Source organism: Massilia jejuensis, assembly GCF_042656795.1.
GTDB lineage: Bacteria > Pseudomonadota > Gammaproteobacteria > Burkholderiales > Burkholderiaceae_D > Telluria > Telluria jejuensis.
Genome location: NZ_JBHSMS010000079.1, coordinates 1 through 15,111, shown reverse-complemented (window position 1 = coordinate 15,111; position 15,111 = coordinate 1). Strand labels below are relative to the sequence as shown.

Here is a 15,111-nt window from a genome sequence, read left to right as displayed (position 1 = left end):
TTGCAGCGGTGGGGTGAACGGGTGGAGGGCGACCCGTCCACCCTGCTTTTTCACGATTGCATTGCATGAACGTCCAAGAGTATTACCAGCACGCCCTCGCCGAACGCGGCTTCACTTCCGATCCGGCCCAGCAGGCCGCGGTCGACCGTCTCCAGCAGGCGTACGACGACTGGGTCCAGTACAAGGCCCAGCGGTCGTCCGCTTTCAAGCGTTTCCTCAACCGGCCGGACGTGCCCCGCGGCGTCTACATGTGGGGCGGGGTGGGGCGCGGCAAGTCCTTCCTGATGGACTCCTTCTATTCCGTGGTCCCGGTGGTGCGCAAGACGCGCCTGCACTTCCACGAATTCATGCGCGCCGTGCACGGCCAGCTCGACGAACTCAAGGGCGTGGCCGATCCGCTCGACGAAGTGGCGAAACGCATCGCCAGGAAACACCGCCTGATCTGCTTCGACGAATTCCACGTCTCCGACATCGCCGACGCGATGATCCTGTACAACCTGCTCACGGCCCTGTTCAACAACGGCGTGTCGTTCGTGATGACCTCCAACTACGAACCGTCCACGCTGTATCCGGACGGCCTGCACCGCGACCGCATGCTGCCGACGATCGCGCTGCTGAAGGACAAGCTCGACGTGCTCAACGTCGACGCCGGCAACGACTACCGCAAGCGCGCCCTGGAGCAGGTGCAGGCCTATTACACGCCGCTCAACGCGACGTCCGACCGCCTGCTGCGCGAGGCGTATGCGAAAGTGGCCGACACCGCCGACCAGAGTCCGATCGTGCACATCGAGAACCGCGAGATCCGCGCACTGCGCCATGCGGGCGGCGTGATCTGGTTCGACTTCGCCACGCTCTGCGGCGGCCCGCGCTCGCAGAACGACTACCTGGAGCTGGCCACGCGCTTCCATACCGTGATCCTGTCGGGCATTCCGGCGATGTCGGCCGGCCAGTCGTCCGAAGCGCGCCGCTTTACCTGGCTGGTCGACGTGTTCTACGACCATAAGGTCAAGCTGATCATGTCCGCCGCGGTCGCGCCCGAACAGCTCTACACCCAGGGTATGCTGGCGAACGAATTCCACCGTACCGTCTCGCGTATCATCGAGATGCAGTCGCGCGAATACATGCTGGCCGAACGGCGCGGCGCGGCCGACGCCATTGCTTGACAATACAGGAAGACAAATGACCAGAGCACAGTCCATGTTGCGCCATGCCGGCGCGCTTCTCGCGGCCAGCCTCGTGGCTGCCTGCGCATCGAAGGGTCCCGCGCCCGTTGCCAGGGCGCTCGCGCCGACCACCTCGGTGGCCCAGGCCGACGAGCGCCTGGCCGCGGTCGCGGCCGAGCGCGCCGCGATCGCGGCGCGCTATGCCGAACGCGAGGTGCTCTGCTACGAGAAATTTTTTGTGAACAACTGTCTCGACGAGGCGAACGAGCGCCGCCGCCTGGCGCTGGCCGCCCAGCGCGAGATCGAGGTCGAAGCCGAATACTTCAAGCGCAAGAACAAGGTCGAGGAGCGCGACAAGGCGATGGCCGAGGCCGAAGCGAAATTCCAGGCCGAGGAAGCCGCCACCGCCGCCCAGCCGCCGGCCGCGCCGAAGACGGTCAGCCCGGCGCCGCCGCCGCGTGGGTCCTCGGTCCCCGGCCGCGTCGCGCGCCGCGACGCGCGCGCCGCCCAGGAAGCGGCGGCCGCGCCGGCGGACGCCGCCACCCGGGCCGCGAACGCCGCCGCCTTCGAAGAGCGCAAACGCAAGTCCGAAGAGCGCCAGCGCGAAGTGGCCCGGCGCAAGGCCGAACGCGCCGCCAAGCGCGCCGCCGAACAAGCGGAAAAAGACAAGGCCGCCGCCGGGCAGCCGCCCGTTCCGGCGAAGTAGGGCAGCCGCGCGGCGCGGGCAGGCAGGCCCGCGCTCAGCCTCGGCCCGGCCCGATCCCGAATACGCCCGTGCCTTCGGGCAGCGCTTTCACCAGCTTCACGATCGCCATCGAGCAGTTTCCCCCCTTGCCCTGCGAGCGCTCGGCCGCCTTGTTGATCAGCATCTCCGATGCCTGGCGCGGCGTCGACCTGGCCAGTGCCGCGCCCAGCTCCGCGTCGGTAAAGAAATGCCACAGGCCGTCCGAGCAGAGCAGGAACTGATCGCCCGGCGCCATGCCCATCTGCCAGCCGACCGTCACGAACGGTTCCTTGCGGCTGTTGCCCAGCACATTGAGCAGGATTTTCGAGCGCCGGTGATTGCGCGCCGCGTCGAGCGCGAGCTTGTCGGTGCCGACCAGGTGCTCGATATAGGCGTCGTCGTTGGTGCGCAGGACCGGCTCGCCGTCCGCGAAGCGGTACAGGCGCGAGTCGCCCACATGGGCCCAGACCGCTTCGCCGTGCGGCGACAGCAGCAGTCCCACGAAACTGGCGTGGGCTTCCTCGCCGGTGGTGACGGCATTCATCTTGATGACCAGATGGGTTTCCTGCACGATGTCGCGCAGCAGCTGGGCCAGGCGCTCGGGGTTCGCCGTATCGCCCGGCTTGAAGCTGTCGAAGACCTGCCTGGCCGTGTGCAGCACCTGCTCGGCGCCGGCCGGGCCGTGCAGGCCGTCGGACAGGATCGCCAGCACGTGGCCGGGCGCACGCGCGCCGGTGAAGAGGGCGACCCGGTCGTTTTGTCGCGGACGGTTACCGATGTGCTGCGCGGTACCCGCCTCGATCTTGAAGAGATTCATAAACTTTGATGCTTTCCGTGGCTCAGGGGCCGATCTTTGTTGGCGGCAACGACGCTCTAGATTAAACTATGCACCGAGAAGCATCCCCGTTGCAAGCCGTAAGCTTCATCCAGGTACAGTTGTTTCTCCTGTCCCGCCGCCATCCCACCTTCGTCGTTGAAAAACTCGTTTGGAACCGCCATCATGACCGATGTCCAAGACATCCAGCGCCGCATTATTGAACTCGACGTCGAACACCGCGACCTGGACGCCGTCATTGCCATGCTGACGGCGGACGGTCATGCCGACCAGCTCCAGCTGCGCCGCCTGAAAAAGCGTAAACTGCAGCTGAAAGACCATATCACCTTGCTGAAAATGCAACTCGTGCCGGACGTGCCGGCCTGATTGCCTTCGCATCACCGAAACGTTGACCTTGACCGATCACCTTCCCGTGCCCGGCGCCGCCGGCGCCGGCCTGCCTGCCGATGACACTCCCCGAGAACCGGCGGGCAAGTACGATGCCGAGCTCGAGCGCCTGTTCGGGATCGGCGGCCCGCTCGCGCCCGCCGTCGGCACGTTCAAGCCGCGCACCTCGCAGACCGAGATGGCGAAAGCCATCGCCAGCGCGATCGAAGGCCAGCAAGTCCTGATGGCCGAGGCCGGCACCGGCACCGGCAAGACCTTCGCCTACCTGGTGCCGGCGCTGCTCTGGGGCGGCAAGACCATCGTCTCGACCGGCACCAAGAACTTGCAGGATCAATTGTTCTTGCGCGATATCCCGACCATCCGCAAGGCCTTGAAGGCGCCGGTCTCGGTCGCGCTGCTCAAGGGCCGTTCGAACTACGTCTGCCATTATCACCTCGAACGCACGCTGCAGAACGGCCGCCTGAGCTCGCGCGACGACGTCGGCCACCTGCGCGAGATTTCGCGCTTCATCAAGATGACCGGTTCCGGCGACAAGGCCGAACTGGCCAGGGTGCCCGAGAACGCCTCGGTCTGGAACCTCGTCACGTCCACGCGCGATACCTGCATGGGCGCGGAGTGCCAGTACTACCAGGACTGCTTCGTGATGAAGGCGCGCCGGGAAGCGCAGCAGGCGGACGTGGTCGTGGTCAATCACCACCTGTTCTTCGCCGACGTGGCCTTGAAAGACACCGGCGTGGCCGAGCTGCTGCCCTCGGCCAACACCATCATCTTCGACGAGGCGCACCAGCTGCCGGATACGGCGACGCTGTTCTTCGGCCAGTCGGTCTCGACCTCGCAGGTGCTCGAGCTGTGCCGCGACGTGCTGGCCGAAGGCCTGGCGCATGCGCGCGGTCCGGACTGGGCCAAGGTCGTGACCGTGGTCGAAAAGGCCGCGCGCGACCTGCGCCTGACCTTCCCGGAAGGCGGCACGCGCATGTCGCTGCCGCAGGTACCGGCTGGCTCCGCCTTCTTCCCGGCGCTGCAGACGCTGAAGGAGGAGCTCGACGGCATGATCGGCGTGCTCGAAGAGCAAGCCCAGCGCGCCGAAACCCTGGAAGCCTGCCGCGTGCGCGCGGTCGAGCTGAAAGCGGCCTTCGACGCCTGGAAGGCCGATGCGAAGGGAAAAGCGGTCGACGCCGACCAGGCGGCCGTGCTGTGGGTCGAAGCCTTCGCATCCTCGCTGCAGCTGCACAAGACGCCGCTGTCGATCGCGCCGATTTTCCAGAGCCAGCGCGAAGGCACGCCGCGCACCTGGATCTTCACGTCCGCGACGCTGGCGGTGAAGAACGACTTCAAGCACTTTGCCGACCAGATGGGCTTGACCGGCGAACCGGCGCGCACCTGGCCGAGTCCGTTCAACTACGGCGACCAGGGCCTGCTGTATGTGCCGACCGGCATGCCGGAACCGAATTCGATGGGCTATACCGACGCCGTCGTCGACGCCGCCCTGCCGGTGATCGAAGCGGCTGGCGGACGCACCTTCTTCCTGTGCACGACGATTCGCGCCGTGAACCGCGTCGCCGAGCGTCTGCGCACCGAATTCGCCGAGCGCGGCCTGGAATACCCGCTGTTCGTGCAGGGCGAGCGTGGCCGCACCGAGTTGCTCGACTCGTTCCGCAATGCCGGTAACGCCGTGCTGGTGGGCAGCCAGAGCTTCTGGGAGGGCGTCGACGTGCGCGGCGAAGCGCTTTCGCTGGTCATCATCGACAAGCTGCCGTTCGCCCCGCCCGACGATCCGGTGCTGGCGGCGCGCATCGAGGTGATGGAAAAGCAGGGCATGAACGGTTTCATGCACCACCAGTTGCCGGAGGCGATCATCACCCTGAAGCAGGGCGCGGGGCGCCTGATCCGCGACGTCGACGACCGCGGCGTGCTGATGATTTGCGATCCGCGCCTGATCAGCAAGCCGTATGGACGGCGGATCTGGCAGAGCCTGCCGCCGTTCAAGCGCACGCGGGTGCAGGAAGAGGTGCTGGCGTTCTTCCGGCCGGCGGCGCACTAAACCTCCGGCCTACGGCACGATCACGACCTTGCCCGTCACCTTGCGCGCGGCCATGTCGTTCAATGCCTGCGCCGTCTCGGCCAGGGCATAGCGCTTCGACACCAGCGGCTTGAGTTTGCCTTGCGCCATCCAGCCCAGCATCTCGCGCATTGCCGCCAGGTTCGCCTGCGGCTCGCGGCGTGCGAAATCGCCCCAGAACACGCCGACCACCGAGGCGCTTTTCAGCAGCATCAGGTTCCACGGCAGTTTCGGAATGTCGCCGGCGGCGAAACCGACCACCAGGTGGCGCCCGCGGTAGGCGATCGAGCGCAGCGCCGGTTCGCTGTAGGGCCCGCCGACCGGATCGTAGATCACGTCCGGACCCTTGCCGCCGGTGGCCGCCTTGAGCGCCTCGCGCAGGTCCTCGCGCGTGTAGTCGATCAGCACGTCCGCCCCGTGCGCGCGGCAGACGTCCAGCTTTTCCGCGCTCGAAGCGGCCGCAATCACGCGCGCGCCGAGGGCCTTGCCGATCTCGATCGCCGCCAGCCCGACGCCGCCGGCCGCGCCCAGTACCAGCATCGTCTCGCCGGCCTGCAGTCGGGCGCGGTCGACCACGGCGTGGTGCGAGGTGCCGTAGGTGAGGGTGATCGCCGCGGCGGTAGCGAAGTCCATCCCGGGCGGCATCGGCATCAGCACGGCGGCGGGCGCCAGCACCTGCTCGGCAAAAGCGCCGGTCTGGGTGAAGCCGATCACGCGGTCGCCGACGGCCAGGCCGCTCACGCCCTCGCCCAGGGCGCGCACCACGCCGGCGAATTCGTTACCCGGCGTGAAAGGCAGCGGCGGACGCACCTGGTATTTGCCCTGCACCGTCAGCACGTCGGGAAAATTCACGCCGGCCGCGCGCACGTCGACCACGGCCTGGCCCGGACCCGGCACCAGGTCGGGCAGATCCTGCACTTCCAGGTTGTCTGGCGGACCCCAATCCTTGCATACGATCGCTTTCATCCCATCTCCTTCGGTTGGTTTGCTTGCCGGTTCTTTAAGATTATGCCTCACGGAATCGAAATATTGGCAATGCCCCCGCGTGGCTGACGCGTTTGTGCGTCCGCAAAATGATGAGAGAACACGGCGCTAGAGTGATGGATGCGCCTGCGGCCGGCGGCGCCTTGACTGGGGGAATGGCAATGGCGATTCGGTACGGCTGTTTCTTCAGTTACGCCCACGGAAAGCACGCCTTGATGCAGCGCTTCAAGACGGCGCTGGCGGAGGCCTTGCACTGCTATCTCGAACCCTATTTCGACAACGAGGACGAACTCTTCGTCGACACCGAACAGCTCGGCGGCGGAGACGACCTCGACAGCAAAATCGCGCGCGCGATGTGCGAGAGCGTGTGCATGGTCCTGATCTACACCCCGAAGTACGAGGCGCACGCCTATACGCGGCGCGAATACGAGGCCATGCGCCGGATCGAGGCCGAGCGCAGCCAGTGGTACACGCTGCCCAGCCACCTGATCATCCCGGTCGTCATGACCCAGCACCCGGACCGGCTGCCGCCGCAGATCGCCACCTCGTCCTTCTACGTCGATTTTTCCCATTACACGATGGCCACGGCCGACCTGAAATCGAATCCGGATTTTTTGCCCGATATCGGCAAGATGGTGAAACGGATCGCCACGCACTACCAGTACCAGAAAATCTACATGCCGCCCGGGCATGACTGCAACCAATTCGTGCTCCCCGATGTCCCACCGGAGTGGCGTGCCGTCCCGGATCTCACTTTCCCAAAAAAATGAGGAGCTCCATGGAAATTAACCGTTTGACGCTGCCGCCGATCGGCGGTTCCGGCGAAGTCACCACCTTCTATTCCTTCGAGAGCGGCGCCGCGCGCAGCATCGCGCTGGCCGACAGCGCCGTGCTGCTGGCCGGCCGTGCGAATGCGACGACCCCGGTGCTGATGATCGACTGGGACACCGAGGCGCCGGGCCTGCACCACCTGTTTCCGAGCCGCGACGAGCGTTACGACGGAGCGCGCACCGACGACGACCGCGGCGGCGCGCGCGCGGGCGGCGCACGCACCGCTCCCGCACGGCACGAGCCGGCACGGCCCGGGTCCCGGCCCCCGTCCTCGCGTCCCGGCCTGCTCGAATACTTCGAAGCCTGCCGCGAGCAGCTCAAGGCCCTGGGCCGCACCGGGGGCGACGACCACGAGGAGCGCGCCCGGCTGGTGCTCGACGCCATCGACTGGGAAGCCTATGTCGAGCGCGTCGACCAGGGCCGCACGCTCTACCTGATGCGCGCCGGCTGTTTCGACGACAGCTTCGGCGAGCGCGCCGACCGCATGGACTGGGACGGCCTGTTCGCGACCTGTCCGGCACTGTACCGCGCCTTCGCGGCCCATCTCGCGCGCCACTTCCGCCATGTGCTCATCGACTGCCGCGGCGGGCGTTCGGCGGCCGTGAGCGTCTGCACCACGCTGCTGCCCGACCGCCTGGTCGGCCTGTTCACGCCGAACGGGCGCAGCCTCGATGGGCTGGCGGGCGTCGTCACGCGCGCCATCGAGTACCGCTGCAGCCACGAGGAAGCCCAGCGCCCGCTGCTCGTCTATCCGGTGCCCTGCGGGGTCGACGGCTTCGACCCGGAACGCCGCATGCTGTGGCGCCGGGGCGACCCGCAGAAGGGCGTCACCGGCTACCAGCCCCGGCTCGAACAGCTGCTGCGCGACTGCTACGGCCTGTCCCAGCTCTCGCTCGACAGCTATCTCGACGAAGTCCAGCTGCACGGCGCGCTGGCGGCCGGCGCCGCCCAGCACCTGGGCGCGCTGCCCGAACGCGACGGCGACCGCCTGTCGCAGACGCGCGCCATCGAGGCGCTGCTCGGCTGGGCGGCGGCGGGGCGCTTCCCGTGGCAGTCGCGCCTGGAGATCGAGCTGGTCGAGGCGGTCGACGCCGCGCGCGTGCGCCTGGCCGCCGGCGCCAGGCACGGCGGCGCGTCCCCGGCCCTCGATCCGAACGCCGTGCTGCTGGCCCGCGAGCTGCTGCGCCTGGGCGAACTCTACCTGCACGGCGCGCGCCTGCAGGGCGCCTGCGACTGCTTCGCCGAGAGCGCCGTGCTGCGCCAGCGCCTGCTGGGCGACGCCCATCCGGATACCCGCGCCAGCCGCGCCGCGCTGGCCGCCGTCCTGCGCGACAGCGGGCGGCTGGCCGAAGCGCGCGCGCAGTATGAAGTGCTGCTCGAACACTGCCTGAGCGCGGCCGGCGCCGACCATCCGGAGACCCTGGCGGCACGCTCGGGCCTGGCCGCCACCCTGGCGTGCCAGGACGAGTTCGGCCCGGCGCTTGCCCTGCACGACGCCGTGCTCGACGCCTGCGAGCGCCTGTACGGCCCGGACCACATCGCCACGCTCGAGGCCGTGGCGGGCCAGGCGCGCACGCTGGCGCTGCAGGGCGAATATTCGCGCGCGCGCATGCTCTACGAACGGGTGCTGGAGGGACGCCAGCGCGTGCTCGGCACCGAGCATGAAGACACGCTGCGCTGCACCCAGCAGCTGGCCACGCTGCTGCGCGACATGGGCGACCTCGGCAACGCGCGCAAGCTGCAGGAGAGCGTGGTGCGGGTGCGCGAACGCCTGGCCGGGGCCGACGCCGCCCTCACCCTGCAGGCGCGCGAGGCGCTGGCCGAGATCTTCGCCGCCCAGGGCGACCTGGGTGCGGTGCGCGACATGCAGCAATCGCTCGCCATGGCGCGCGAGCGCCGCCTCGGCTCGGAGCATCCCGACACGCTCGGCGTGCTGCTGCGCCTGGCCAGCACGCTCAGCCAGCAGGGCGAACTGGAAGAAGCGCGCCGGCTGCAGCAGCACGTGGTCAGCCTGCACGAACGCCTGCGCGGCATGGACGACCATGAAACCCTGCGCAGCAAACAGATGCTGGCCCAGACCCTGTCCAGCCAGGGCAACAGCGCCGCCGCGCGCCGTCTCGAGCAAAGCGTGGAGGAGGGCGGCAACCGCCTGCTGCAGCTGCGCGCGATGTCGGCCGGCCTGCATGATGCGCCGGGCGCCGCCGCGCCGGGCGCCGCCGCGCCGGGCGACTTTGCGCCGCGCGACGCGGTGCCCGGTGCCATGGGCGCGGGGCGCCCGGCGCCGGGGCGGGCCGGACCCGGCCAGTCGGCGTCGTTCGAACCGCTCGAACACAAGCTTTCCCAATTGCACAAGCTGGTCGAAGGCGGACGCGCGCGCGAGGCGCGCCAGCTGGCCGACAGCCTGCGCGAGACGATCCTGCGGCCGACGGTCGCCCAGCCGCTGCGGCGGCGCGGAGTGGGGCTGATCAAGCAGGTCTACCAGGATGCCGGCGACAAGGATGCGCTGTTGGCCTTCGCCGAAGACGAGGTCGCGTCGCTCGAAGGCGCGCTGATCGAAGCCGCCGGCGGCCGCCCGCTTGCCTTGCGCTGAGACCCTATTCTTGCAGGCAGGAGGAAGCCTCGGGTAATGACTGGCAAGCGCGGTCGTGCGGTGCGCCGTCACGCGGCGGCCGCACCGGCGTCGACGGCCCGCCCGGCGCCTCACACTAGCCTTGCGTCGTCTCGCGACAACGCCGCGGTGCCGGCTTGACGGACGGGGCGGCGGGGCGTAGCTTGGTTTTGTTGCAGCTTCGTTATGCCCCACGGCTGAGAAATTATCTCCCCCGAATGCGCGTTAAAAGCGTTGCTTCAGGTAAAATCCCCGGATGCGAATTCTTATCAGTAACGACGACGGCTATCTCGCCCCTGGTATCAACGCCTTGGCCGATGCCCTGGCGAGCATCGCCGAAATCATCGTGGTCGCGCCCGACAGCAACCGCTCGGGCGCGTCGAACTCGCTATCGCTCGACCGTCCGCTGACGGTCACGCGCGCTCCCAACGGGTTTTATTTTGTCAACGGCACGCCCACCGACTGCGTCCACATCGCCCTCACCGGCATGGGCGACGCACCGCCCGACCTGGTCGTCTCCGGCATCAACAACGGCCAGAACATGGGCGACGACACCCTGTATTCCGGCACTGTTGCCGCCGCAACCGAAGCTTTCCTGTTTGGCATCCCGGCCATCGCTTTTTCGCAGGTCAACCACGGCTGGGAGCACCTCGATTCCGCCGCCCGCGTCGCGCGCGACGTGGTGCAGCGCCGTTTCGACATGTTGCCGTCGCCGTATTTGCTGAACGTGAACATTCCGAACCTGCCCTACGAGGCGCTCGGCCCCCTGACCCCGACCCGCCTCGGACGCCGCCACCAGGCCGAGCCCGTGATCCGCTCGCAAGATCCGCGCGGCCGCGAGATTTTCTGGATCGGCGCCCCGGGTGCCTGCCGCGATGCCGGCGAAGGCACCGATTTCCACGCCACCTTGCAGGGGCAGGTTTCGATCACCCCGCTGCAAGTCGACTTGACGCACAAGACCCAGCTTGCCTTGCTGGCGCAGGGGCTGGCATGAACGACCGCACCAAGCATCCGGAGCGCAGCACCTTCCCTTTGCCGCTGTCGTCGGTGACCGGGGGCGCGCGCAAGCCGGGGACGCCGGCACCGGTGGCCACGCCCCAGACCGCGACCCGGAACGCCGCGCATGCCATCGGCGGCTCCCAGCCGCCGCGCACGCCCCAGCCCGGCCCCAAGCCGCCGGGCTATGCGGCTTCGCCCACGCAAAGCATTCCGACCGCGCAGCGCTCGGACCTGATGGCGACGGCGGCGATCCGCCGCGCCATGGTCGCGCGCGTCGCGGGGCAGGGCGTGCGCGACCAGCTGGTGCTGGCCGCGCTCGAAGCGGTGCCGCGCCACCTGTTCATCGAGCCGGCACTGTCGAGCCAGGCGTATATCGACGCCTCGCTGCCGATCGGCCATCACCAGACGATTTCCCAGCCGTATATCGTGGCGCGCATGATCGAGGCAATGCGCGAAGCCGTGCCCGACGGCAAAACCATGAACCGCGTCCTCGAGATCGGCACCGGTTGCGGCTACCAGGCGGCCGTGCTGGCGCGGGTCGCGCAAGACGTGTATTCGATCGAGCGCATCAAGCCCCTGCATGAGCTTGCCAAGGCCAATCTGCGCTCGCTGCGCCTGTCCAACCTGCGTTTGCACTACGGAGATGGTATGCTCGGGCTCGCACAGGTTGCGCCATTCGACGGTATCATCCTCGCCGCGGCGGGGATGGAAGTACCGCGCGCCCTGCTTGAACAGCTCGCCATTGGCGCGCGCCTGGTGGCCCCCGTCGGCGGCCAGGTTCAACATCTGCAGCGCATCACCCGCACCGGCAAGTCGGAGTGGACCAGCGAAACCCTGGAAGCCTGCCATTTCGTGCCATTGCGGCCGGGCACCGCTTGAGCGCTGCAAAATAAATTTTAGATGAGAATGAAACTAACACCCCGTTCAGTCCTGCTGACCCTCATGCTCGGCCTGGTTGCCGGCTGTACCACCACTTCCCGCCAGGCGCCGGTCATCGAGCGTCCCGTTGGCTCCCCCTCCAAGCCGCGCGTGGCGCCGGTGCGCACGGAAGAACCGCGCCAGGATGCCAAGGGCACCTATACCGTGCGGCGCGGCGACACGCTGCTGCGCATTGCCTTCGACCATGGCCAGAGCTACCGCGACCTGGTTACCTGGAACAACCTGGCCGACCCGGACGATATCAAGGTCGGCCAGGTGTTGCGGGTCGTGCCGAACGAGCGCCCCGCCAGCACCGCCGTCGTGACCCAGCCGGTGCCGATGCCGCCCGACAGCCGTCCGGTGGTACCCCGCAAGACCACGCCGCGTGCCGACAAGAAGGCCTACGGCGAAGACACGGCCGAGGCGCCGCGCAGCGACAAGGCCGGCGAGCGCGCCGAAACCGTGGCCGCCGCCGCGGCCGTATCGCCCGCGGCGAACGCCGCCGTGGTGGCGAACGGCTCGCGCATCGGCAGCACCGTGACCGCGACCGACGACGAGAAGCTGAGCTGGATGTGGCCGTCGGACGGGCGCATCATCGCCACCTTCGACGAAGGCAAGAGCAAGGGTATCGACATCGCGGGCCGCGCGGGACAGCAAGTCATGGCGGCGGGCGCCGGCAAAGTAATGTACGCTGGTAGCGGCATCCGAGGTTATGGTAACCTCGTCATCGTCAAACACAGCAACAGCCTGCTGTCGGCCTATGCCCACAACCGCGCCATCGTCGTCAAGGAAGGCGATAACGTGGCCAAGGGCCAGGTGATCGCCGAAATGGGCGATTCCGATGCCGATACGGTGAAGCTGCATTTCGAGATTCGCCAGCAGGGCAAACCGGTCGATCCGTCGAGGTTCTTGCCCAGCCGTTAGAGAGAGCCAATGACGCTGCCGCCGCATTCCCAGGAGGACGAGCTGCCTGACGAACTGGAAGGCGAGGGCGCGTCGGACGAGGCGGGCTTCGGCGCCGAGCGCGAGGTGCCCGGGGACGGGGCGCTGCTTCCTGGCGCCGTCGCCGAGGTCGACAGTGTCGACGAACTCAAGAAAGTGCTCGCCGCCGAGCTCTCGACCGATACCACCCAGCATTACCTGAACCAGATCGGCACCCGGCCGCTGCTGTCGGCCCAGCAGGAATCACATTACGCGACCCTGGCCAAGGCGGGCGACTTCGCGGCGCGCCAGAAGATGATCGAGCACAACCTGCGCCTCGTCGTCTCGATCGCCAAGCACTATATCAACCGCGGTGTCGTCCTGCTCGACCTGATCGAGGAAGGCAATATCGGCCTGATGCGCGCCATCGACAAGTTCGAGCCCGAGCGCGGCTTCCGCTTCTCCACCTATGCCACCTGGTGGATTCGCCAGAGCATCGAGCGCGCCATCATGAACCAGGCGCGCACGGTACGCCTGCCGGTGCACATGGTGCGCGAACTCAATGGCGTGCTGCGCGCCAAATACCACCTGGAAGCCCAGCACCATGACGGCAAGGAGGCCAGCGTCGAGGACATCGCCAGCCTGGTCGGCCGCCCGCCGGAAGAGGTGCAGGACATCCTGGCCCTGTCCGAGCATGCCGCCTCGCTCGATGCGCCGCTGGACAACGATCCCGGCTCGAGCCTGATGGACATGCTGCCGGGCGAGCCGGAAGACGGCCCGGATGCGCGTGCCGAGCAGCACGAAATGACCGCGCTGGTGCGCGACTGGCTGACGCGCCTGCCGGACAAGCAGCGCCTGGTCGTGATGCGCCGTTTCGGCCTGGACAACGACGATCCGGCCACGCTCGAGACCCTGGCCGAGGAGATGGGCGTGACGCGCGAGCGCGTGCGCCAGATCCAGCAGGAAGCCCTGGTCAAGCTGAAGCGGGCGATGGCGGCCCGTGGCGTCGTCCGCGATTCCTTGTTATGATGCCGCCGGTCTTGTAAGCCGTCAGGCGCCTGCCTTGCCGTCGCGGGCTCGCGGCGATCGGCCCGGTCCTTGACCCGCTTTGCACCGTTCACGCGTGCGCGTGGGCCGGAGCGCCCACCCTATATTCACGATTTCTGCGCGGGACCTGTGCCCCGCCCCTATCCAATGCAAGAAACTTTTATTGAAATTAAGTCGCTCGACGCGGACGCGCGCGGCGTCGGCCACCTCGAGAACGAGGACGGCAGCCAGGGCAAGGTCGTTTTCGTCGAGGATGCGCTGCCGGGCGAACGCGTCAGCTACGAGGTCAAGCGCAAGAAGAAGAACTGGGAAGCGGGCCGCATGGTCACGCTGCAGCGCGCTTCCTCGATGCGCGTCGAGCCGCGCTGCCGGCATTTCGGCGTCTGCGGCGGCTGCTCGATGCAGCATCTCGAACCGACGGCGCAGGTGGCGATCAAGGGGCGCACGCTGGAAGACAACCTCTGGCATATCTCGAAGGTAAAGGCGGAAAACATCATGCGCCCGATGGTCGGGCCGACCTGGGGCTACCGTTTCCGCGCGCGCCTGTCGGTGCGCTGGGTGGCCAAGAAGGAAACCGTGCTGGTCGGTTTCCATGAGCGCGGCTCGGCCTTTGTCGCCGACATCACCTTCTGCCATATCCTGCCGCCGCGGCTGGGCGCCATGCTGGTGCCGCTGCGCGCACTGATCGGCGCGATGTCGCTCTACAACCAGGTCCCGCAGATCGAAGTGGCCGTCGGCGAGGAAAGCACGGCGCTGGTAATGCGCAACATGGCGCCGCTCACCGCCAAGGACGAGGAACTGGTCAAGGCTTTCGCCGACGAGTGGGGCATCCAGTGGTGGCTGCAGCCGAAGGGCCCGGATTCCGTTTACCCGTTCTATCCGCTGGGCAAGGAGCTGTATTACACGCTGCCCGAGTTCGGCGTGCGCATGCCCTTCAAGCCGACCGATTTCACCCAGGTGAACCACCAGATCAACCGCGCGCTCGTGCACAAGGCGCTCGGCCTGCTCGACGTCCAGCCGGACGACCGCGTGGCCGACCTGTTCTGCGGCCTGGGCAACTTCACGCTGCCGCTGGCGACGCAGGCGCGCGAAGTGGTCGGCATCGAAGGCAGCCCGATCCTGAGCGAGCGGGCGCTGGAAAACGCCAGGGCCAACGGGCTGTCGGAAAAGACACGCTTTTATACGCGGAACCTGTTCGAGGTGAGGCCGGAAGACCTGGTGGCGCTCGGGCGTTTCGACCGCATGCTGATCGATCCGCCGCGCGATGGCGCCATTGCCCTGGCCGAGGCCCTGGCCGGGCTGCGCGCGGCTGGCCGCGCGGAGTTTTTGCCGAAGCGTATCGTCTACGTCTCATGCAGCCCGTCGACGCTGGCGCGCGATGCCGGCGCGCTGGTCAACGGCGCCGGGTATGTGCTCAAGAAGGCGGGCGTGGTCAACATGTTCCCGCATACCTCGCACGTTGAATCGATCGGGGTATTCGACTTGCCTGGGACGTGACCAGGCCGGGGCAGGCGGGCAAGGTGCCGCAGGACCGAAGCCTGTCCCTGGACGCAAAAAAGCCGACCCGCGAGTCTAATGCCGTTCAGTTAAGGTCTCTCTTGAGGACACGTACGGTATAACGCTGAGGTAAGGCCT

Annotated in this window: 13 protein-coding genes; 11 read left to right on the top strand and 2 right to left on the bottom strand. The window is 67.7% G+C overall.

Annotated elements, in window-relative coordinates:
- The first annotated feature begins 65 nt into the window (after positions 1-65).
- Together zapE and ACFPOU_RS21755 are read left to right on the top strand one after the other, a co-directional pair.
- Positions 66-1,163 carry a cell division protein ZapE gene (gene zapE / locus ACFPOU_RS21760; protein WP_379726456.1) on the top strand — a complete coding sequence of 366 codons (1,098 nt, stop codon included), beginning with the start codon at positions 66-68 and terminating at the stop codon, positions 1,161-1,163.
- A gap of 16 nt (positions 1,164-1,179) precedes the next feature.
- Positions 1,180-1,869 carry a hypothetical protein gene (locus ACFPOU_RS21755; RefSeq protein WP_379726453.1) on the top strand — a complete coding sequence of 230 codons (690 nt, stop codon included), beginning with the start codon at positions 1,180-1,182 and terminating at the stop codon, positions 1,867-1,869.
- Positions 1,870-1,903: 34 nt separating this feature from the next.
- Here ACFPOU_RS21755 and ACFPOU_RS21750 read toward each other — a convergent pair whose 3' ends face one another.
- Complete coding sequence (locus tag ACFPOU_RS21750) at positions 1,904-2,704, bottom strand: PP2C family protein-serine/threonine phosphatase (protein WP_379726450.1); 801 nt, start codon at positions 2,702-2,704, stop codon at positions 1,904-1,906.
- 183 nt (positions 2,705-2,887) lie between these two features.
- On the opposite strand from ACFPOU_RS21750, the gene ACFPOU_RS21745 reads away from it, so the two are divergent.
- On the top strand, positions 2,888-3,088 hold the full coding sequence (locus ACFPOU_RS21745) for a YdcH family protein (RefSeq protein WP_056333185.1): 201 nt from the start codon (positions 2,888-2,890) through the stop codon (positions 3,086-3,088).
- A 28-nt stretch (positions 3,089-3,116) separates the two neighbouring features.
- The gene (locus ACFPOU_RS21740; protein WP_379726445.1) at positions 3,117-5,150 is read left to right on the top strand and encodes an ATP-dependent DNA helicase; all 2,034 of its coding nucleotides are present in this window, start codon (positions 3,117-3,119) and stop codon (positions 5,148-5,150) included.
- Positions 5,151-5,159: 9 nt separating this feature from the next.
- Here ACFPOU_RS21740 and ACFPOU_RS21735 read toward each other — a convergent pair whose 3' ends face one another.
- Positions 5,160-6,134: an NADPH:quinone oxidoreductase family protein gene (locus tag ACFPOU_RS21735; protein WP_379726442.1), complete on the bottom strand. Its 975-nt coding sequence runs from the start codon at positions 6,132-6,134 to the stop codon at positions 5,160-5,162.
- Between the two features lie 179 nt (positions 6,135-6,313).
- Here ACFPOU_RS21735 and ACFPOU_RS21730 point away from each other — a divergent pair, with 179 nt between their 5' ends.
- The 7 genes from ACFPOU_RS21730 (at position 6,314) to rlmD (ending at position 14,973) form a co-directional block, all read left to right on the top strand.
- On the top strand, positions 6,314-6,922 hold the full coding sequence (locus ACFPOU_RS21730; protein WP_379726440.1) for a toll/interleukin-1 receptor domain-containing protein: 609 nt from the start codon (positions 6,314-6,316) through the stop codon (positions 6,920-6,922).
- An 8-nt stretch (positions 6,923-6,930) separates the two neighbouring features.
- Positions 6,931-9,573 carry a tetratricopeptide repeat protein gene (locus ACFPOU_RS21725; RefSeq protein WP_379726437.1) on the top strand — a complete coding sequence of 881 codons (2,643 nt, stop codon included), beginning with the start codon at positions 6,931-6,933 and terminating at the stop codon, positions 9,571-9,573.
- A gap of 274 nt (positions 9,574-9,847) precedes the next feature.
- Positions 9,848-10,585: a 5'/3'-nucleotidase SurE gene (surE, locus tag ACFPOU_RS21720; protein WP_379726434.1), complete on the top strand. Its 738-nt coding sequence runs from the start codon at positions 9,848-9,850 to the stop codon at positions 10,583-10,585.
- Positions 10,582-11,469 carry a protein-L-isoaspartate(D-aspartate) O-methyltransferase gene (locus ACFPOU_RS21715; protein ID WP_379726431.1) on the top strand — a complete coding sequence of 296 codons (888 nt, stop codon included), beginning with the start codon at positions 10,582-10,584 and terminating at the stop codon, positions 11,467-11,469. Before surE ends, ACFPOU_RS21715 begins: the two co-directional genes overlap by 4 nt.
- Positions 11,470-11,496: 27 nt before the next feature.
- Entirely contained in the window at positions 11,497-12,432 is a 936-nt protein-coding gene (locus ACFPOU_RS21710; RefSeq protein ID WP_379726428.1) for a peptidoglycan DD-metalloendopeptidase family protein, read from the top strand.
- A 9-nt stretch (positions 12,433-12,441) separates the two neighbouring features.
- Positions 12,442-13,458, top strand: a complete 1,017-nt coding sequence (gene rpoS / locus ACFPOU_RS21705; RefSeq protein ID WP_379726425.1) for an RNA polymerase sigma factor RpoS — start codon at positions 12,442-12,444, stop codon at positions 13,456-13,458.
- A 165-nt stretch (positions 13,459-13,623) separates the two neighbouring features.
- Positions 13,624-14,973 (top strand): 23S rRNA (uracil(1939)-C(5))-methyltransferase RlmD, encoded by a 1,350-nt coding sequence (gene rlmD, locus ACFPOU_RS21700; RefSeq protein WP_379726422.1) that lies wholly within the window; start codon positions 13,624-13,626, stop codon positions 14,971-14,973.
- Positions 14,974-15,111 lie beyond the last annotated feature (138 nt).

What these genes read in the sequence shown, in the direction of transcription:
- zapE (WP_379726456.1), top strand. Translation starts at nt 66, where the DNA reads ATGAACGTCCAAGAGTATTACCAGCACGCCCTCGCCGAACGCGGCTTC.
- ACFPOU_RS21755 (WP_379726453.1), top strand. Translation starts at nt 1,180, where the DNA reads ATGACCAGAGCACAGTCCATGTTGCGCCATGCCGGCGCGCTTCTCGCG.
- ACFPOU_RS21750 (WP_379726450.1), bottom strand. Translation starts at nt 2,704, where the DNA reads ATGAATCTCTTCAAGATCGAGGCGGGTACCGCGCAGCACATCGGTAAC.
- ACFPOU_RS21745 (WP_056333185.1), top strand. Translation starts at nt 2,888, where the DNA reads ATGACCGATGTCCAAGACATCCAGCGCCGCATTATTGAACTCGACGTC.
- ACFPOU_RS21735 (WP_379726442.1), bottom strand. Translation starts at nt 6,134, where the DNA reads ATGAAAGCGATCGTATGCAAGGATTGGGGTCCGCCAGACAACCTGGAA.
- ACFPOU_RS21730 (WP_379726440.1), top strand. Translation starts at nt 6,314, where the DNA reads ATGGCGATTCGGTACGGCTGTTTCTTCAGTTACGCCCACGGAAAGCAC.
- ACFPOU_RS21725 (WP_379726437.1), top strand. Translation starts at nt 6,931, where the DNA reads ATGGAAATTAACCGTTTGACGCTGCCGCCGATCGGCGGTTCCGGCGAA.
- surE (WP_379726434.1), top strand. Translation starts at nt 9,848, where the DNA reads ATGCGAATTCTTATCAGTAACGACGACGGCTATCTCGCCCCTGGTATC.
- ACFPOU_RS21715 (WP_379726431.1), top strand. Translation starts at nt 10,582, where the DNA reads ATGAACGACCGCACCAAGCATCCGGAGCGCAGCACCTTCCCTTTGCCG.
- ACFPOU_RS21710 (WP_379726428.1), top strand. Translation starts at nt 11,497, where the DNA reads ATGAAACTAACACCCCGTTCAGTCCTGCTGACCCTCATGCTCGGCCTG.
- rpoS (WP_379726425.1), top strand. Translation starts at nt 12,442, where the DNA reads ATGACGCTGCCGCCGCATTCCCAGGAGGACGAGCTGCCTGACGAACTG.
- rlmD (WP_379726422.1), top strand. Translation starts at nt 13,624, where the DNA reads ATGCAAGAAACTTTTATTGAAATTAAGTCGCTCGACGCGGACGCGCGC.